Origin of the sequence: Streptomyces sp. NPDC050619 (assembly GCF_040654815.1) — a bacterium.
Lineage (GTDB): Bacteria > Actinomycetota > Actinomycetes > Streptomycetales > Streptomycetaceae > Streptomyces.
The window spans coordinates 16,871-34,713 of record NZ_JBFAIR010000019.1; the positions used below are offsets into that span (position 1 = coordinate 16,871).

Here is a 17,843-nt window from a genome sequence, read left to right on the forward strand (position 1 = left end):
CAGTCCATTGTTAACGGAGTTTGAACGGGGTGGCGGGTGGGGTCGGTCACGTTGTGCCGTGAACGGGCTCTTTCGGTGCGGTCACGTGAAGTCGGCGTAGGCGAGGTGGGGCGAGGCGAGGTGGGGCGCGGGCCTGAAGGGCGGCCGGTCCGCCCGCGCGAATCGTCCGGTCGGGTGGGGCGTCCGGTCGGGGCGGGTCGTCGCTCGTCCCGGGTTGGTCCGATCGGTCGGATCTGCCGGTGGGTCGAGCCGGGACGTTCCGGGCGGCGGCAGAGCCGAGGTTATGAATGCGTCATCTGACCACCCCATGAGCATCAACCTCAGGAGCCACACGATGCGCCCCATCAGAGCAGCCTGTCTCGGCACGGCCACTGCGCTGGTTACCACCCTTCTCGCCTGCTCCCCTGTCGCGGCGGCTGCCGGGCCGGACACTGATTCCGACCACGGCAAGGGCAGAGACCGGGTCATCACACTCATCGGCCGGCTCGCGCAGCAGACGCGCATCCCCGTCAACCCCGGTGGCGCCCCCGCCCAGGGCGATCGGACCGCCTTCCGCTCGAACCTCTTCGACCAGGCCGGCAACCAGGTCGGCGAAACCAACGGCACCTGCACCACCACCCGGGTCGACAACGGCGGAGCGGAGGAGTGCACCGTGACCTACTCCCTCCCGGGCGGCCAGCTCGCCGTGCAGGGGATGGTCTTCCGCCACCTCATCCCGGGCCCGCCCCCTTCGTTCGACAACGCGATCACCGGCGGCACCGGGGAATTCGACCGGGCTCGTGGATCGGTCCACGCCGACACGATCGCTCCGGGCACCAGGCGCTTCACGATCGACCTCCACGGCTGACCGGCCCTGCCGCCCACTGCGCGGTGCTGCCCCGGTGCAGGGCCTGTTCGGGTCTGCACCGGGGCAGTGGTGTCACTTCGGCACCACGATCGCTTCCGCCCGGAAGCCGCTCCTGCTGGAGACAGGTCGAAGCCGTCCGTCCGCTTTACGCCCAATCCAGAGGCCGCACCAGGAAGACGCCGGGGCCGACCTCCCGAGACGAGGTGCGTATCCGGTCAACGATGCCGGAGGGCCAGACAGTGCCGGATGACCAGATCGCATTGACCCCAGGTGGCCGGCCGGGTCCGAGGCCAGTGAGGTCGGCAGCGGTCAAGTCGAGAACAACCGTGGCGAGTACGGCTGCCAGCGACTGGCCGATTTCACCCATGCGGGATGCGGTGTTCTCCCCTGAGCTGTCGCGCACCACCATGGAGGCGCCTGACCCGGGGCCGAGCCTCCCTAACACCCTGACGATGTGGGCGAGTTCCCTGGCGACGCTCCTGAGGCCGCCATCATCGAGAGCATCGCGGTCATGGACACTGACGTATCTGCCAAGCCGTTTGTGCCGTCGGGCCGGCCCGCACGGTCCCGTGTAGAGGCGGCGGCTGATGTGGCGCAATTGGCGCGCGACTTCCTTCGCTTGGCGGCGAGCTTCGTCAGCCCGCGTGCCACTGCGGTAGGTCCGGGAGTCCCTTAGCGCGTTTACGAGTTGGTACAGGGCTGCCTTGGCTGATGCGAGGTCGCATGCGAGTGACGCGGGATTACGACGTGCCAGAACGATCGTCATCGACTTCGACAGGGAAGCCCGGCCGGTAGCGGTCATGTACTCGCCATCCACGGTGGAGGAGTCGTCTCAGTGACTTGCCCTTGGATCTCTCGCGCACGGGCCAGGCGTCCAGGGCCCGCAAGGGCGGCGCTGTCCAGCTCTTGACCGGCACCCTCGTACGGAACCGCGAGGGAGCCCTGCCCAACGGGCCGAGCCGTACGTCACCCTGCGGGTTCGATACGGAGGACGGCGGCGGTGTCGTGGATCTCGACGACCTTCAGGCTCATGGCGTCGTTGATGGTCGCGGCGGGTCCCTCGCCGCAGCTGAGGCTGACGCCGCCGCCGCCCTCCGAGGACACGCCGCCACCACCGGAACAGCCCGAAACGCTGTAGCCCGACCCCGTCAGCGGCGCGGCCATCTCGACCTCGCTGCCGGTGATCGCCGTCACCTCGATCGGCCCGAGGCCGTACTTTTCCGGCACTGTCACGACGTCCCCCACGGCGACCTCGATCTCACACGTCCCGTCAGCACACGGCCCTGTCGGCGAGGGCGACGGCGGGGCCGTCTGCGTGGGAGTCGGCCTGGGATCCGACGCCGGTGCTCCGGAGGCGGACCCACTGGGCCGACCCTCGGCGGGCGACCCGTCCGAAGAATCCGAGGAACACGAGGTGAGAGCGGCGAACACGACAGCGACAACAATGGCCATGGTGGCGGTGGATGACGTTCTACGCATCATGGCCGGCATTGAACCCCGCCTCGACCGGGACCCCTCCCGGCCTCGCCCGGGCAGGCGCGCCGCCAAGACGTCTGCGAGAGGATCCATAAGGGAGGTTGAGAACGTCGTGTCCATCGCAGCTGGGCGGTGCCGTGGGCGAGGCCGGCGGCCTTCGCCGGCGATGCGCGGGTCTTGAAGGCGGCCTGTATTCGACCCCGCCGCGATTTCCGAATTCGGGCATGGAGTGCCATGTTCGAGCGGGTTCCGGCGCTTAGGCTGCCGATCATGTGCGGAATCGTGGGATACGTGGGGGCGCAGTCGGCGCTCGATGTCGTGATGGCCGGGCTGAAGCGGCTGGAGTACCGGGGGTACGACTCGGCGGGGGTCGCCGTGCTCGCGGACGGGGGGCTGGCCGGGGCGAAGAAGGCCGGGAAGCTGGTCAACCTGGAGAAGGAACTGGTCGAACGGCCGCTGCCGACGGGGACCAACGGCATCGGGCACACCCGGTGGGCCACGCACGGTGGACCCACGGATGCGAACGCGCATCCGCATCTCGACAACGCGGGGCGCGTCGCCGTCGTCCACAACGGGATCATCGAGAACTTCGCGGTGTTGCGGGCCGAGCTGGAGGAGCGCGGGCACGAGTTGGCCTCCGAGACCGACACCGAGGTCGTGGCGCATCTGCTGGCCGAGGAGTTCTCCGGGTGCGCTGACCTGGCGGAGGCGATGCGGCTGGTGTGCCGACGGCTGGAGGGCGCGTTCACGCTGGTCGCGGTGCATGCCGACGAGCCGGATGTGGTGGTCGGCGCGCGCCGGAACTCGCCGCTCGTGGTGGGCGTTGGAGAAGGCGAGACCTTTCTCGCCTCGGACGTCACCGCGTTCATCGCCCACACGCGGTCGGCGATCGAGCTGGGTCAGGACCAGGTGGTGGAGCTGCGCCGGGACGGGGTGACGGTGACCGGCTTCGACGGCCGGCCGGCGGATGTCCGGTCGTACCACGTCGACTGGGACGCGTCGGCCGCGCAAAAGGGGGGTTATGACTACTTCATGCTCAAGGAGATCGCCGAGCAGCCCAAGGCGGTCGCCGATACGTTGCTGGGACGGATCGACGCGTCCGGTTCGCTGAGCCTGGACGAGGTGCGGATCCCTCCGGGGGAGCTGCGGGAGATCGACAAGGTCGTCGTCGTGGCGTGCGGTACGGCTTTCCATGCCGGGATGATCGCCAAGTACGCGATCGAGCACTGGACGCGCATTCCGTGCGAGGTCGAGCTGGCCAGCGAGTTCCGGTACCGGGATCCCATTCTGGGGGCGCGGTCCTTGGTGATCGCGATCTCCCAGTCCGGCGAGACCATGGACACGCTGATGGCCCTACGGCATGCCCGCGATCAGGGTTCCAAGGTGCTGGCGATCTGCAACACCAACGGCTCGACGATCTCGCGCGAGTCGGACGCGGTGCTGTACACACACGCCGGGCCGGAGGTCGCGGTCGCCTCGACGAAGGCCTTCCTGACGCAGTTGGTCGCCTGCTATCTGGTCGCCCTGTATCTGGGCCAGCTGCGGGGCACCAAGTGGGGTGACGAGATCTCCGCCGTGATCCGGGACCTCTCGCACATCTCCGGTGCGGTCGAGCGCGTGCTGGAGACGATGGAGCCGGTGCGGGCGCTGGCGCGGTCGCTGGCGGGGAAGAACACCGTGCTGTTCCTGGGGCGGCATGTGGGGTATCCGGTGGCGCTGGAGGGTGCGCTGAAGCTGAAGGAGCTGGCGTATATGCACGCCGAGGGCTTCGCGGCGGGGGAGTTGAAGCACGGGCCGATCGCTTTGATCGAGGACGACCTGCCGGTGGTGGTGGTTGTGCCTTCGCCTCGGGGGCGGTCCGTCCTTCACGACAAGATCGTCTCCAACATTCAGGAAATCCGGGCCCGGGGGGCGCGGACCATCGTCATCGCGGAGGAGGGGGACGAGGCGGTGGTGCCGTATGCCGATCACCTGATCCGGATTCCGGCCACGCCGACGTTGCTTCAGCCGTTGGTGGCTACGGTGCCGTTGCAGGTGTTCGCTTGTGAGTTGGCCACGGCTCGGGGGAACGAGGTGGATCAGCCTCGGAACCTGGCGAAGTCGGTGACGGTGGAGTGAGGTGTTTTCAGGGCGTTGATGAAGGGGGTGAAGGCGCTGGTGGGGAAGGTGAGGGTTGCCCTGACCGGGGCCTTGGAGTCGCGGATGGCTATGTGAGTGGGGGAGTTCGCGATCTCCACACACTCGTTGCCATCGTCGGGGCCTGAGTAGGACGACTTCCGCCAGTTGCCCATGGGGTGCCTCACAGCTCCTTCGCCAGCCGGTTGATGAAGTCACGCGACCGTTCAGGGTCGAGGGATACAGCCTCCACTGTACGGAAACGAGTTCGAAAGGCGCTGAGCTGTGCTTCGGAGTCGATGAAGGCTGAGCCATGGGGTACATCACGCACCACCGTGTCCAGTTTGGGTACGGGGCCGCCCACATAGGTCATGGTGCTGGCGGCTCTGGCGAAGCCGTCCAGGTCGAAGGGGATCACGCGGACGGTGATGTTGTCCGCCTCGGAAAGGTCGATGAGCTTGGTGAGTTGGGCCCGGGAGGCGGCGCGGTCGCTGACTCTGATGCGTAGGGCCGACTCGTGAATCACCAGCTCGTACGGGATGGTGATGTCCTGGCACGCCATTCGGTGGCGGACGCGCAACTCCAGCTCATCATGGGTGAGTTCGGGCACCCTTCCGGAGAAGACGGCGCGGGCGTAGTCCTCCGTCTGTAGCAGGCCCGGGACGTACAGGATCGCAACATCGTTCCGGAACGAGGCGTGGTGGTTCAGTTCGGAGATGTCCAGGAACGACGTGGGCAGCCGGCCCCGGTACTCCTCCCACCAGCCGCGTGTCCGGTCGGTGGCCATGGTGACCAGGGCGTCGATGAACTCCCCGTCTGTGCAGGCGAAGTGGGATGCGAGGCGGCGTACTCGTTCTTCGCTCACGCCCACGAGTCCGGTTTCGATGTGGCTCATCTGGACGCGATTCGCCCCGAGTAGCGCTGCTGCCTCGACGTGGGTGAGTCCTGCCGCCTCGCGGAGCCTGCGCAGTTCGATCCCCAGGCGCCTCTGGCGTGCGGTTGGTTCGCGCCTCTGGACCATCGATTGCTCCTCGTTCGGGGGCGGATTACGCGATCGGCTTGCTCTGGGTTACACACTACCCCTACCGTCAGTGACGCGACGCACACGCTGCGGATTGCCGGGTTACCGGAAGTGCACCGCTCCGTCCTGCCATGACGGCTGCGGCAGAGACACCGCCCGCCTGCCGCACCCCCAACCAACCGAACGGAGTTCACGCATGCCCGAAAACGAACCCTGGGAGTACTCCCTCTACATCCCGAACGACCCCCGAGCTGTCACCGTCAGTCGACGCACCCTCCGCCTGATCCTCACGATGCACGGCCTGATCCGCCTGGTCGATGTCGCCGAGTTGCTGGCGACCGAGTTGGTCTCCAACGCCGTACGCCATACCAAAGGCCCCGCCGCCCTACGTGTGTCCTGGTCGGCCGGGGTGCTGCGGCTCGGGGCGTGGGATGCCGATCCCGAGCCGCCCGAACCGCCGAGGGCGTGGGACCAGGTCGCCGAGTCGGAGGAGGGGCGGGGGCTGGCGTTGGTGCGGGCGGGTGCCGATCTGTGGGGGTGGCATCCGCTGGCCAGGGGTGGCAACCGGGGCAAATACGTGTGGTGCGAGCTGACCTCGGCTGGGTGAACGTTTTGCCGCCCCTCGAAAGGGTGAACGTCTCCCGATCACCCGGACAATCGTCCCTTCCCTCCACATAGGTTGCGCACATGGTCACATCAGCTCACGAGGGCATGCACCGGATCTTCCAGGAGCGGCCCGAGATCCTGGCTCCCGTGTTCGGGGTGCTGGGTGTCCCGTTATCCGCGAAGGCGACCGTGGACGCCGTCACCACGGACGTGACGGAGGCCCGGCCGTTGGAGCGGCGCGTGGACACCGTGCTGCGCATCGGCCCGTCCGACGGCGAGGACTTCCTGCTCGCCATCGAGTCGCAGTCGGGCAAGGTGCCGGGCAAGGAGGCGAGTTGGACGTATTACGTCGCCTACCTTCAGGCGAAGTACCGGCTGCCCGTGCTGCTTCTTGTGGTCTGTCAGGACAGCGCCACGGCCAAGTGGGCGGCCGGCCCCTTCGACTGTGGCACGCGCGGCTGGACGGCTCTGCGGACGTATCCGCTGGTCGCCGGGCCGGACAACCTGCCGGTGATCACCGATGCCAGGACCGCGGCGAAGAACCTCGCACTGGGCGTGCTTTCGGCCCTGGCGCACGCCCGCAGCCCCGACTGTGAGGCCATACTGAAGGCAATCACAACCGCCCTTCAGGAACTCCAGGAATCGGATCCCGAGACCGCCGGGTACTTCTTCGAGTTCCTGGAAATCAACCTGGGTAGCACCCCAGCCGGAGAGAAATTGAGGGAGATCATGTCGTTCGTCAGCTACTTCCCCGGCCGGGGGACGGTCCGCGAGACGGCGTACCTGGAGGGCAAGGCAGAGGGCAAGGCAGAGGGCAAGGCAGAGGGCGAGGCCAAAGGCGAGGCCAAGGGGATCCTGTTCGTGCTGGAGGTGCGCGGCATCCCCGTGTCGGACACTGTGCGCGAGCGCATCACCGCCTGCACCGATCTCGACCGCATGGACGCCTGGCTGGAGCGTTCCCGCACGGTCGAGCGGGCCGAGGACCTGTTCGTCGAGGACCCGGAGATTCCGGGGACCAGTCCGGAACGGGCCTGAGCGTTGGCCGACCAGCAAGACGACCAGCAAGGCAGGCCACCGGACGAGCCGCCGGAGTTGTTCGATCTCTACCGGTTCTCGACCACATGCCTTGAGTTGGGCATCCCCGAGGACAGGGTGGCCGGTGACTTCCTGTTCGGGCTGGAGGGACTCAGGCAGGACGGAGTTCTTCGCGTCGAGGACGTGGCGCGGGTGCGCGCCGACGCGGTGGGGGAGCGGGACGAACCCGCGCAGTGGGCTGCAGGCTTCGCCGCCGGGTATCTCTCGGCCTGGGCGGCGGCGGTACTGCGTGTTCTGGACACGCGCGGTGTCGAGTACTCCAAGGAGCTCTACCGGGGCGTCAACCTGTGCCCGGACGCGGAGCTGCTGACCCGCTTCCTGGATCGGGCCCTCACAGCGACACGCCAGGCCGATCTGGTCACCAAGGAGACGAGCCCACGGTCGGCCGACGGATCGTAGAGTGCTCGGATGAGCATCATCGGGGTCGGGATCGACGTCGCCGAGATCGAGCGGTTCGCGGCGGCGCTGGAGCGTACGCCCGGGATGGTCGAACGGCTGTTTCTGGAGAGTGAGTTGCTGCTGCCCAGTGGGGAGCGGCGCGGTGTGGCCTCCCTGGCCGTGCGGTTCGCTGCCAAGGAGGCTCTCGCCAAGGCGCTCGGTGCCCCGGGCGGCCTGCTGTGGACGGACGCCGAGGTCTACGTCGAGGACAGCGGGCAGCCCCGGTTGCGGGTGACGGGGACCGTGGCGGCACGGGCGGCGGACATCGGGGTGAAGTCGTGGCACGTGTCGCTGAGCCATGACGCGGGGGTGGCCTCGGCGGTCGTGATCGCGGAAGGGTGAAGCCCGCCGAGGCCGAATCCCCGAGCCGCCGTCAGCAGATGGACTGGCTGCTGTTCACCAGCTTGTTGTTGCGGAACGTGGTGTTCGTGCCGCAGGGGCTTTCCCTGATCGCGGAGTTGGTCACCGTCAGGTTCTGGATGGTGATGTCCGAGTTGTTCGGGAACTCCGAGCGCGCGGCCAGCCGGATCTCGCCGCCGCCCGTGACCGTGCCGCTCTGGGCGGCGATGTTCACGTTGTAGCAGTTCTCGATCAGGATCGCGTTGTTGCCGGTGTTGGAGAGGTTCACCCGGTCGATCACCGCGCCGCCGCTCTCCGAGACGCAGAAGACGCCCCGGCCGCCGCCGCGCGCGATGACCTCGCCGACCCGGATGTTGGTGGCGTAGCCGCTGCCGATACGGCCGTTGCGGTTGGCCATGCGGAAGGCCGCGTATCCGGTGCCGGCGCCCGCTCCGTCCGCGTCGACCTTGGTGACCGTGGCGTTGATGGTCTGGTTGAGCAGCAACCCCGACTCGCCCACGTTCCGGGCGGTGACGGTGCCGATCGTGATGCCGTCGACGCCGTACGTCTCGACCGCGTGGCTGGAGGCGCCGGAGACGTACACGTTGTCGATGCGGACGTTCCGGGTCCACTGGCTGGTGTCGCCGCGGTTGTCGATGCGGACGCCCAGGCCGCGCGACAGGCGCATGTCGATCTGGCCGAGGACCACGTTCTGGACGTTGCGCATGAAGATGCCGTACAGCGGGGCGCCGGTGAGGTTCAGGTGCTGGACCTCGACGTCCCGGGTGCCGCGGGAGTAGACCGGGGCCTGGTCGCCGCTGCCGGTGCCGGTGACGTTGATGGTGCCGCAGACGTCGAGGGTCGTGTAGCTCGGCAGTGAGATGCGTGAGCCGGCGGACATGGAGCCCGAGCCGCGGACGACGACCCGTTCCTTCGCGGTCCGGCCGGCGGTCAGACTGTTCACCGCCGCCTGCACGGCCGCGCGCAGGTCGGTGCCCGTGTAGACGGTGCTGCTGCCGCGGCGGGCGGTCCAGGTGCTGCCATTGAGCACGGCTTCGGCCTGGTAGGAGCCTTCGCCACAGGCGGCTGCGGCCTGGGCCGGAGCGGCGGGGGCGGCGGGAGCGGCGGTTGCGGGTGCCGCCAGGGCGGCTGCTGTGGTGAGGAGGGTGAGGGCCGTTGCGGCTACGGCTTTGCCCCAGGACTTGCGTGAGGACTTGCGTGCAGGCTCATGTGCGGGGGGTGCGGCTCTTCGTCCCATGAGGTCTCTGTCCGTCCTGTCGTCGAATCCATTCGACTGAATCGATTCAGGCTGTGCGGGGCGGCGAGTTTGGCAAAGGCACTGCAAAGCGTCAAGAGCAAAGACGGGAATGCGCACACGGTCGGGGGCGCGAGACACTCGACCGCATGCGTACTGCGTACAGCGTGGAGACGGTAAGGACGGCCGAGCGGGAGCTGATGGCGCGGCTTCCGGACGGGGCGTTGATGCAGCGGGCGGCGGCCGGACTGGCCGCTGCCTGCGCGGACTTGCTCGGGCGGGTGTACGGCAGCCGTGTCGTGCTGCTCGTCGGCAGCGGGGACAACGGCGGGGACGCCCTGTACGCCGGGGCCCGGCTGGCGCGTCGCGGTGCCGGGGTGACCGCGGTGCTGCTCGCGCCCGAACGGGCTCATGCCGGGGGGCTTGCGGCGTTCCGGCGGGCGGGGGGAAGGGCCACGGGGACGGGTGCCGCCGAGGAGTTGATCGGGCGGGCCGATCTCGTCCTCGACGGCATCGTCGGGATCGGCGGGAAGGGGGGACTGCGGCCGGACGCCGTGGCGTTGGCCGCTGCGGCGGAGCGGTCCCGGGCCGCCGTCGTCGCCGTCGATCTGCCGAGCGGGGTCGACGTCGACACGGGCGCGGTGAACGGCGTGGCCGTGCGGGCCGACCTGACGGTCACCTTCGGAACGCACAAGCCGGGGCTGCTGATCGATCCGGCGCGGGAGTACGCCGGGTCGGTGCGGCTCGTCGACATCGGGCTGGAATTGCCGGACGAGCCCGAGCTGGAGGCGTTGCAGCACGCCGATGTGGCCCGGCTGCTGCCGGTGCCGGCCGCCGAGAGCGACAAGTACCGCAGGGGCGTCGTCGGTATCGCCGCCGGGTCCGCGCGGTATCCGGGGGCGGCGGTGCTCGCCGTGGCGGGGGCGCTGCGGGGCGGGGCCGGGGCCGTGCGGTACGTGGGGCCGGCGGGGGATGCGGTGATCGCGCGCTTTCCCGAGACGCTCGTATCGGACAAGGGTCCGCGCAAGGCCGGGCGGGTGCAGGCGTGGGTCGTCGGGCCGGGCGCGGGGGAGGACGCGGCGAGCGTGGCGGAGGTGCTGGCGGCGGACGTGCCGGTGCTGGTCGACGCGGACGGGCTGCGGCTGGCGGATGTGGCTGTGGTGCGGGGGCGTACGGCGCCGACGTTGATGACCCCGCACGCCGGGGAGGCCGCCGCGTTGCTCGGTGTGGCGCGGGAGGAGGTCGAGGGGGCTCGGCTGGCTGCCGTGCGGGAGTTGGCGGGGCGGTATGGGGCGACCGTGCTGCTGAAGGGGTCGACGACGTTGGTCGCCGGGGCGGGGGGTTTGGGGGGTTCAGGTGGTTCGGGTGGTTCGGGTGGTGGGGCGGTGGTGCGGGTGAACTCGACGGGGACTGGGTGGCTCGCTACGGCGGGGAGTGGGGATGTGTTGTCGGGGCTGGCGGGGTCGTTGCTGGCGGCGGGGCTTTCGGCGGTGGATGCGGGGAGTGTGGGGGCGTATTTGCATGGGTTGGCGGGGAGGTTTGTGGCGGGTGGGGCGCCGGTGGGGGCGCAGGATGTGGCGGAGGGGATTCCGGGGGCCTGGCGGGATGTGTGCGGGGGCGTTGATGTACGGCGCTGATGTGGTCGGGGCTGAGTAGGGGCCGGCGTTGGTGTGGGCGTCGGGTGTTTTCGCCCCCGCCGCCCCTACCCGTCCCGTCCCTGGGGGCTGCGCCCCCAGACCCCCGCTATCGGCCTGAACGGCCTCGTCCTCAAACGCCGGACGGGCTGGGAAGGGCAGCTGCTTGTCAACCGGAATGGGCTCAAGCGCCGGACGGGCCGAAGGCGGCGGTCGCTCGTCGATAAGGGTGACCCTCCCGCGCGGCAGCCCCCTCAGACCCCTTCCCCCGCGTTTGTCTGCTCGCATGATCAGCAGACGTATCGCGGGCGTCCTGAAGAACGGCGACCGGGTCCGCCGGGCCTGTCGGACCCCTCTGAGACACTGGGGCGCGATGAGTGAGACACCAGCCATGCGGTATGCGCCACTGCGTGCCCGCGCCGAGATCGATCTGGCCGCCCTGCGGGCCAACGTGCGGAGCCTGCGTGCCCGCGCGGCGGGTGCCGCTGTCATGGCCGTGGTGAAGTCCGACGGGTACGGGCACGGCGCGGTGCCGTGTGCGCGTGCGGCCGTCGAGGCGGGGGCCGGCTGGCTCGGTACGGCCACGCCGGAAGAGGCCCTGGCGCTGCGCGCGGCCGGGCTGACGGGTGACGTCAGGATCATGTGCTGGCTGTGGACCCCGGGCGGACCGTGGCGGGAGGCGATCGAGGCCGACCTCGACGTGTCGGTCGGCGGGATGTGGGCCCTCAGGGAAGTCACTGAGGCGGCCCGCGGTGCCCGTGTTCCCGCGCGCGTGCAGCTCAAGGCCGACACCGGGCTCGGGCGGGGCGGCTGCCAGCCCGGCGAGGACTGGGCCGAGCTGGTGGGCGAGGCCCTGCGTGCCGAGCGCGCGGGGCTGGTCCGGATCACCGGGCTGTGGTCGCACTTCGCCTGCGCCGACGAACCCCGGCATCCCTCCATCGCCGCCCAGCTCGCCCTCTTCCGGGAGATGACGGCGTACGCCGAAGGTCAGGGCGTGCGGCCCGAGGTGCGGCACATCGCCAACTCGCCCGCCGCGCTCACCCTCCCCGAAGCCCACTTCGACCTCGTCCGGACCGGGATCGCGCTGTACGGGATCTCGCCGAGCCCCGAGATCGGCTCCCCGGCCGACTTCGGACTGCGCCCGGTGATGACGCTGTCGGCGTCCATCGCACTGGTGAAGCACGTCCCGGGGGGCCACGGCGTCAGTTACGGGCATCATTACGTCACGCCGGGGGAGACGACCCTGGGACTCGTGCCCGTCGGCTACGCGGACGGCATCCCGCGGCACGCCTCCGGGACCGGCCCGGTCCTGGTCGACGGCAAGTGGCGTACGGTCGCGGGGCGGGTCGCGATGGACCAGTTCGTCGTCGATCTGGGGGGCGACGAGCCCGCGACCGGGTCGGAGGCCGTACTGTTCGGGCCCGGCGACCGTGGTGAGCCCACCGCCGAGGACTGGGCGCAGGCCGCGGGGACGATCGCGTACGAAATCGTCACCCGGATCGGTACGCGTGTTCCTCGCGTCTATGTGAATGAGGAACACGTCTCGGTGAGGGCGGGACAGGACGGGTAACCCGCACCAGCGGGACCCACTGACCCACCGACCATCAGCCCATCGAACCAGCCCAGCAACCACCAGTCCGGCGAAGAGGAGCGGTACGTGAGTGAGAGCAGTGCGGAGGCCGCCCTGGCCGTCGCCGCCTCCGCCGCCACGGGGGCGGCCGGAGGCTGGCGCAGGGCGACCGGCATCGCGGGCGCCGCCATAGGGGTGGTCGCCGCGGGTGCGGCCGCGGGCGTGGCCATAGAGCGGCTCACCGTCGGCCGCGGGATCCGGCGGAAGGCGCGGCTCGCACTGGACTCGACCGGTCCGTACGGCTCCTTGCGCGGCATGCCCGGAAAGGCGTACGCCGACGACGGCACCGAGCTGTACTACGAGGTCGACGACGTCGAGCCCGAGGGCGGATCGGCGCCCCGCCGGCGCCGGCTCTTCGGACGCAAGGCCCCCGCCCCCGTCACCGTCGTCTTCAGCCACGGCTACTGCCTCAGCCAGGACTCCTGGCACTTCCAGCGGGCCGCCCTGCGCGGGGTCGTACGGACCGTGCACTGGGACCAGCGCAGCCACGGCCGGTCCGGGCGGGGCGTGTCCCAGGCGCAGGACGACGTGCCGGTCACCATCGACCAGCTGGGCCGTGACCTGAAGGCCGTCATCGACGCCGCCGTGCCCGAGGGGCCGATGGTGCTGGTCGGGCACTCCATGGGCGGCATGACGATCATGGCGCTCGCCGACCAGTACCCCGAGCTGATCCGCGACCGGGTCGTCGCCGCCGCCCTCGTCGGTACGTCGTCCGGGGGGCTCGGCCAGGTCAACTTCGGGCTGCCCGTGGCCGGCGTCAACGCCGTACGGCGGGTGCTGCCGGGGGTGCTGAAGGCGCTGGGGCAGCAGGCCGCCCTGGTGGAGAAGGGACGCCGGGCCACCGCCGATCTGTTCGCCGGGATCATCAAGCGGTACTCCTTCTCGTCCCGGGACGTCGACCCGGCCATCGTCCGGTTCGCCGAGCGGATGATCGAGGGCACGCCGATCGACGTGGTCGCCGAGTACTACCCGGCGTTCAACGACCACGACAAGTCCGAGGCCCTCGCCCACTTCGCGGACATCCCGGTGCTCGTGCTGGCCGGGGTCAAGGACCTCGTCACGCCCAGTGAGCACAGCGAGGCCATCGCCGACCTGCTGCCGGACGCCGAGCTCGTGCTGGTGCCGGACGCCGGGCACCTGGTGATCCTGGAACACCCGGAAGTGGTCACCGACCGGCTCGCCGACCTGCTCACCCGCGCGGGTGCCGTGCCCGCGGGCGCTACCGTAAGTGGCTATGGAAGCACCAGCAGCACCGCACAACCCGGCTGACCGGACAGCCATGGAGATCACCGTCAACTCCCCTGAAAAAATGGGGGAGTTGGGGCGTCGGCTCGCCAAGCTGCTGCGCGCGGGCGACCTCGTGATGTTCACCGGGGAGCTCGGCGCCGGCAAGACCACGCTGGCCCGCGGGCTGGGTGCGGGGCTCGGGGTCCGGGGTGCGGTCACGTCCCCGACCTTCGTGATCGCCCGCGTACACCCCTCCCTCGGCGACGGTCCGCCGCTCGTCCACGTCGACGCGTACCGCCTGGGCGGCGGCCTGGACGAGATGGAGGACCTCGACCTCGATGTCTCGCTGCCCGAGTCCGTGATCGTCGTGGAGTGGGGCGAGGGCAAGGTCGAGGAGCTGACCGACGACCGGCTGGAGGTCGTCATCCACCGCGCTGTCGGAGATACGACGGACGAGGTGCGGCACGTGACGGTGACCGGGCTGGGGGAGCGGTGGGCGGCGGTGGACCTGAGCGTGCTGGCGGCGTGAACGGACGCTGGGCATTGCTGAGGTCCGCTGGGAATCATGAACGTTCCGACAAGGCGTCGGCAAGATGTTGCGCTCGACGTCTTGGGCGTGGTCACATGGTATCCAGTCCGTAGTTAGGTGTGCCTAACTACGCCCGCCCCCGAACTTCAGGAGGCGTCCATGCCGGCCACCGAGAACCAGCCACAGCGCAGGCCGTACGCGGTCGTCGCCGGGGTGTCCATGCGCGACCTGCTGGCGTCCTGCGCCGCCGCGAAGGCGATCTCGACCCCGCCCCGCGAGCCCGAGCCGGACACGGTCCGGCCGCCTGCCGAGCACCGTCACGCGGCCTAGCGCTCGCCGAGAGCGCACCAGGGGCAATTAGCGCACTAGTGGCCCAGCGGCCCGGCCGGCCCGCGAACGACGACGACCTTCTCGCCGATCGTCGCGAAGCGCCACATCGCGTCGCCGTCCGCGCGGGACTCGCGGATGCCGCCCGTCCGGGCGTTCGCGTCGGCTGTCGGCGTCGCGCCGCCCACCGCCGCGCTGAAGCCGATGGGCACGCCGTTCACACTGGTGAAGCGCACGACGTGCTCGACGGGGACGCCGTCGGTGCCGGTGACCGAGCCCGAGCGTGACGTGACGGTGTAGGTGCCCCGCGCCGGGTCGACAGTGCCCGGGGTGACCTTGAACGTGCGCTTGACCTTGTTGTCGGCGCCGACCAGCCACACCCGGTCGTCGTCCACCGAGTACACGACCCGCGCACCCGCGCCGGACCCGGCGGGCAGCGCGGCGGGGTCCCGCCTGACCCGGGGCGCCTGCGAGGGGGCCATCGCGGGGGAGGCGCTCGCGTGCGGGGTGCCGAGTCCGGCCGGGACGCTCGCCGAGGCCTGGAAGGCGAGGAAGCCGACCGTCGCGAGGGCCGCCACGGTGAGCCCGGCCACGATTCCCGAGCTGCTGCTTGCCACCGTCGTTCACCTCTGCGTCACGTCTGAAAAGCGCCGTACACCCTGCGTCGTGGTGACGGTAGCAGCAGGTGACCGCCCGACCGGAGCGACCGACACGGCTGCCGCGGAGCCGTACGCTGTTTGCGTGCTCTTGCTCGCTCTGGATACCGCCACCCCCGCCGTCACCGTCGCGCTCCACGACGGCACGGACGTCATCGCCTCGTCGAGTCAGGTGGACGCGCGCCGGCACGGTGAGTTGCTGCTGCCGGCCGTCGACCGGGTGCTCGTCGAGGCCGGGCTCAGACTCGACGCCGTCAGCGGCATCGTCGTCGGCACCGGACCCGGACCGTACACCGGGCTGCGCGTCGGGCTGATGACCGCCGACACCTTCGGGCTCGCGCTCGGCGTGCCCGTGTACGGCGTGTGCACCCTCGACGGCCTCGCGTACGCGGCCGACATCGAGAAGGGCCCCTTCGTCGTGGCCACCGACGCCCGGCGCAAGGAGGTCTACTGGGCGACGTACGCCGACTCGCGCACCCGGCTCACCGACCCCGCCGTCGACCGGCCCGCCGACATCGCCGACCGGGTCGCGGGGCTGCCCGCCGTCGGCGCGGGCGCGCTGCTGTACCCGGACACCTTCCCGCGCGCGCACGAGCCGGAGCACGTGTCGGCCGCGGCGCTCGCGTCGCTGGCGGCCGAGAAGCTCGGCAAGGGCGAGGAACTCCCGGCCCCCCGGCCCCTGTACCTGCGCCGCCCGGACGCCCAGGTCCCCAAGAACTACAAGGTGGTCACCCCCAAGTGACCGAATCGACGACCGTGACCCCGCGACTGCGCGAGATGCGCTGGTGGGACATCGACCCCGTGCTCGAACTGGAGCGGGACCTCTTCCCCGAGGACGCCTGGTCGCGCGGGATGTTCTGGTCCGAGCTGGCCCACTCCCGCGGCCCCGAGGCGACGCGGCGCTACGTCGTCGCCGAGGACGGCGACGGGCGGCTCGTCGGATACGCCGGACTGGCCGCCTCCGGGGACCTGGCCGACGTACAGACGATCGCCGTCGCCCGTGACCACCAGGGCACCGGCCTCGGCCGCCGGCTGCTGACCGAGCTGCTGCGGGCCGCCACCGCCTTCGAAGTCGCCGAAGTGATGCTGGAGTGCCGGATCGACAACACCCGCGCCCAGAAGCTGTACGAGCGCTTCGGCTTCGAGGCCATCGGATTCCGGCGCGGCTACTACCAGCCGGGGAACGTCGACGCCCTGGTGATGCGCCTGACCACGGCATCCGACAGCGGCTCCGCCGCCGGATCAACCTCTGTACCAACCTCTGCATCAACCTCTGTACCAAACTCTGTACAAGGAACCGAGATCCATGGCTGATGAACCCCTGGTCCTGGGGATCGAGACCTCCTGCGACGAGACCGGTGTCGGCATCGTCCGCGGCAGCACCCTGCTGGCCGACGCCATCGCGTCCAGCGTCGACGAGCACGCCCGCTTCGGCGGGGTCGTGCCGGAGGTCGCCAGCAGGGCGCACCTCGAAGCGATGGTGCCGACCATCGACCGCGCGCTGAAGGAAGCGGGGGTGAGCGCGCGGGACCTGGACGGCATCGCGGTGACCGCCGGTCCGGGGCTCGCCGGTGCGCTTCTGGTCGGCGTCTCGGCGGCGAAGGCGTACGCCTACGCGCTCGGCAAGCCCCTCTACGGCGTCAACCACCTCGCCTCCCACATCTGCGTCGACCAGCTGGAACACGGCGCGCTGCCGGAGCCGACGATGGCGCTGCTGGTGTCCGGCGGGCACTCGTCGCTGCTGCTGTCGTCGGACATCACCTCGGACGTCCGGCCGATGGGCGCGACCATCGACGACGCGGCCGGCGAGGCCTTCGACAAGATCGCCCGCGTGCTCGACCTCGGCTTCCCGGGCGGGCCGGTCATCGACCGGTACGCGAGGGAGGGCGACCCGGCGGCGATCGCCTTCCCGCGCGGCCTCACCGGCCCGCGCGACGCGGCGTACGACTTCTCCTTCTCCGGGCTGAAGACCTCCGTGGCCCGCTGGATCGAGGCGAAGCGGGCGGCAGGGGAGGAGGTGCCGGTGCGGGACGTGGCGGCCTCCTTCCAGGAGGCGGTCGTGGACGTGCTGACGCGCAAGGCGGTGCGCGCCTGTCGCGACGAGGGCGTCGACCATCTGATGATCGGCGGCGGCGTCGCCGCCAACTCACGGCTGCGGGTCCTCGCCCAGGAGCGCTGCGAGGCGGCCGGGATCCGGCTACGGGTACCGCGGCCCAAGCTGTGCACGGACAACGGGGCGATGGTGGCGGCGCTGGGCGCGGAGATGGTGGCGCGGGGCCGGGCCGCGTCGAGCTGGGACCTGTCGGCGGACTCCTCGCTGCCGGTGACGGAGCCTCATGTGCCGGGGCACGACCACGTTCACGAGGTCAGCAAGGAGAACCTGTACTCGTGACGGTCGCGTTGATGTGGGAGGCGAAGGCGGCGCCAGGGCGGGGCGAGGAGCTCCTGGCCTGGGCCCGTGCGCAGGAACTCCCCTTGCCGCCCCTGCGCCGGGAGACCTTCCGGGGCCCGCAGGACCGCGTCCTCGTCATCACCTGGTGGGACGCGGCCTACGACGCCGATCTCCCCGAACTGCCTGAGCCGGACGGGGAGTTGGTCACTCGGGCGGTGCACCGGTGGCGGTTCGAATCGGTGGGGGAGGGGTGACG

Annotated in this window: 21 protein-coding genes; 15 read left to right on the forward strand and 6 right to left on the reverse strand. The window is 70.4% G+C overall.

Features of this window, described 5'->3' with window-relative positions; translation table 11 throughout:
• The first annotated feature begins 334 nt into the window (after positions 1-334).
• A complete protein-coding gene (locus tag AB0I77_RS28460; RefSeq protein WP_363285563.1) occupies positions 335-847 on the forward strand; it encodes a hypothetical protein in 513 nt (170 codons plus the stop codon).
• A 145-nt stretch (positions 848-992) separates the two neighbouring features.
• Here AB0I77_RS28460 and AB0I77_RS28465 read toward each other — a convergent pair whose 3' ends face one another.
• Positions 993-1,256, reverse strand: a complete 264-nt coding sequence (locus tag AB0I77_RS28465) for a hypothetical protein (protein ID WP_363285564.1) — start codon at positions 1,254-1,256, stop codon at positions 993-995.
• Positions 1,257-1,813: 557 nt separating this feature from the next.
• On the reverse strand, positions 1,814-2,080 hold the full coding sequence (locus tag AB0I77_RS28470) for a hypothetical protein (RefSeq protein WP_363285565.1): 267 nt from the start codon (positions 2,078-2,080) through the stop codon (positions 1,814-1,816).
• 513 nt (positions 2,081-2,593) lie between these two features.
• Here AB0I77_RS28470 and glmS point away from each other — a divergent pair.
• Positions 2,594-4,441: a glutamine--fructose-6-phosphate transaminase (isomerizing) gene (glmS, locus tag AB0I77_RS28475; protein WP_363285566.1), complete on the forward strand. Its 1,848-nt coding sequence runs from the start codon at positions 2,594-2,596 to the stop codon at positions 4,439-4,441.
• Here the strand turns inward: glmS and AB0I77_RS28480 are convergent.
• Positions 4,402-4,614 (reverse strand): DUF397 domain-containing protein, encoded by a 213-nt coding sequence (locus tag AB0I77_RS28480; RefSeq protein WP_363285567.1) that lies wholly within the window; start codon positions 4,612-4,614, stop codon positions 4,402-4,404. The genes glmS and AB0I77_RS28480 overlap by 40 nt on opposite strands.
• An 8-nt stretch (positions 4,615-4,622) precedes the next feature.
• Positions 4,623-5,459: a helix-turn-helix transcriptional regulator gene (locus AB0I77_RS28485; protein WP_363285568.1), complete on the reverse strand. Its 837-nt coding sequence runs from the start codon at positions 5,457-5,459 to the stop codon at positions 4,623-4,625.
• A 196-nt stretch (positions 5,460-5,655) separates the two neighbouring features.
• Here AB0I77_RS28485 and AB0I77_RS28490 point away from each other — a divergent pair, with 196 nt between their 5' ends.
• The 4 genes from AB0I77_RS28490 (at position 5,656) to AB0I77_RS28505 (ending at position 7,940) form a co-directional block, all read left to right on the forward strand.
• On the forward strand, positions 5,656-6,066 hold the full coding sequence (locus AB0I77_RS28490; protein WP_363285569.1) for an ATP-binding protein: 411 nt from the start codon (positions 5,656-5,658) through the stop codon (positions 6,064-6,066).
• Positions 6,067-6,146: 80 nt separating this feature from the next.
• Positions 6,147-7,100, forward strand: a complete 954-nt coding sequence (locus AB0I77_RS28495; protein WP_363285570.1) for a hypothetical protein — start codon at positions 6,147-6,149, stop codon at positions 7,098-7,100.
• Positions 7,101-7,103: 3 nt separating this feature from the next.
• Positions 7,104-7,559 (forward strand): hypothetical protein, encoded by a 456-nt coding sequence (locus AB0I77_RS28500; RefSeq protein WP_363285571.1) that lies wholly within the window; start codon positions 7,104-7,106, stop codon positions 7,557-7,559.
• A 9-nt stretch (positions 7,560-7,568) separates the two neighbouring features.
• Complete coding sequence (locus tag AB0I77_RS28505; RefSeq protein WP_363285572.1) at positions 7,569-7,940, forward strand: holo-ACP synthase; 372 nt, start codon at positions 7,569-7,571, stop codon at positions 7,938-7,940.
• A gap of 31 nt (positions 7,941-7,971) precedes the next feature.
• On the opposite strand, the gene AB0I77_RS28510 is transcribed toward AB0I77_RS28505, so the two are convergent.
• Positions 7,972-9,195, reverse strand: a complete 1,224-nt coding sequence (locus AB0I77_RS28510; RefSeq protein ID WP_363285574.1) for a hypothetical protein — start codon at positions 9,193-9,195, stop codon at positions 7,972-7,974.
• Positions 9,196-9,341: 146 nt separating this feature from the next.
• Between AB0I77_RS28510 and AB0I77_RS28515 the strand changes: the two genes are divergently transcribed.
• The 5 genes from AB0I77_RS28515 (at position 9,342) to AB0I77_RS28535 (ending at position 14,542) form a co-directional block, all read left to right on the forward strand.
• Positions 9,342-10,829 (forward strand): NAD(P)H-hydrate epimerase, encoded by a 1,488-nt coding sequence (locus tag AB0I77_RS28515; RefSeq protein ID WP_363285575.1) that lies wholly within the window; start codon positions 9,342-9,344, stop codon positions 10,827-10,829.
• Positions 10,830-11,199: 370 nt separating this feature from the next.
• The gene (gene alr / locus AB0I77_RS28520) at positions 11,200-12,396 is read left to right on the forward strand and encodes an alanine racemase (RefSeq protein ID WP_363285576.1); all 1,197 of its coding nucleotides are present in this window, start codon (positions 11,200-11,202) and stop codon (positions 12,394-12,396) included.
• An 87-nt stretch (positions 12,397-12,483) separates the two neighbouring features.
• The gene (locus tag AB0I77_RS28525) at positions 12,484-13,725 is read left to right on the forward strand and encodes an alpha/beta hydrolase (RefSeq protein WP_363285577.1); all 1,242 of its coding nucleotides are present in this window, start codon (positions 12,484-12,486) and stop codon (positions 13,723-13,725) included.
• On the forward strand, positions 13,691-14,212 hold the full coding sequence (gene tsaE, locus AB0I77_RS28530) for a tRNA (adenosine(37)-N6)-threonylcarbamoyltransferase complex ATPase subunit type 1 TsaE (RefSeq protein ID WP_363285578.1): 522 nt from the start codon (positions 13,691-13,693) through the stop codon (positions 14,210-14,212). Before AB0I77_RS28525 ends, tsaE begins: the two co-directional genes overlap by 35 nt.
• Before the next feature lie 159 nt (positions 14,213-14,371).
• Positions 14,372-14,542 (forward strand): hypothetical protein, encoded by a 171-nt coding sequence (locus AB0I77_RS28535; protein WP_363285579.1) that lies wholly within the window; start codon positions 14,372-14,374, stop codon positions 14,540-14,542.
• 35 nt (positions 14,543-14,577) lie between these two features.
• Here the strand turns inward: AB0I77_RS28535 and AB0I77_RS28540 are convergent, their stop codons facing one another.
• Positions 14,578-15,156, reverse strand: a complete 579-nt coding sequence (locus AB0I77_RS28540) for a hypothetical protein (protein WP_363285580.1) — start codon at positions 15,154-15,156, stop codon at positions 14,578-14,580.
• Positions 15,157-15,280: 124 nt separating this feature from the next.
• Between AB0I77_RS28540 and tsaB the strand changes: the two genes are divergently transcribed.
• Genes tsaB through AB0I77_RS28560 form a run of 4 tightly spaced genes read left to right on the forward strand, consistent with a single transcriptional unit; the run spans position 15,281 to position 17,841 of the window.
• Positions 15,281-15,937, forward strand: coding sequence for a tRNA (adenosine(37)-N6)-threonylcarbamoyltransferase complex dimerization subunit type 1 TsaB (tsaB, locus tag AB0I77_RS28545; RefSeq protein ID WP_363285581.1), 657 nt, complete (start codon positions 15,281-15,283; stop codon positions 15,935-15,937).
• A 35-nt stretch (positions 15,938-15,972) separates the two neighbouring features.
• Complete coding sequence (rimI, locus tag AB0I77_RS28550) at positions 15,973-16,509, forward strand: ribosomal protein S18-alanine N-acetyltransferase (protein ID WP_363285731.1); 537 nt, start codon at positions 15,973-15,975, stop codon at positions 16,507-16,509.
• Positions 16,502-17,587 (forward strand): tRNA (adenosine(37)-N6)-threonylcarbamoyltransferase complex transferase subunit TsaD, encoded by a 1,086-nt coding sequence (gene tsaD / locus AB0I77_RS28555; protein WP_363285582.1) that lies wholly within the window; start codon positions 16,502-16,504, stop codon positions 17,585-17,587. Before rimI ends, tsaD begins: the two co-directional genes overlap by 8 nt.
• Positions 17,584-17,841: a hypothetical protein gene (locus AB0I77_RS28560; RefSeq protein ID WP_363285583.1), complete on the forward strand. Its 258-nt coding sequence runs from the start codon at positions 17,584-17,586 to the stop codon at positions 17,839-17,841. The genes tsaD and AB0I77_RS28560 overlap by 4 nt, the downstream gene beginning before the upstream one ends.
• Positions 17,842-17,843 lie beyond the last annotated feature (2 nt).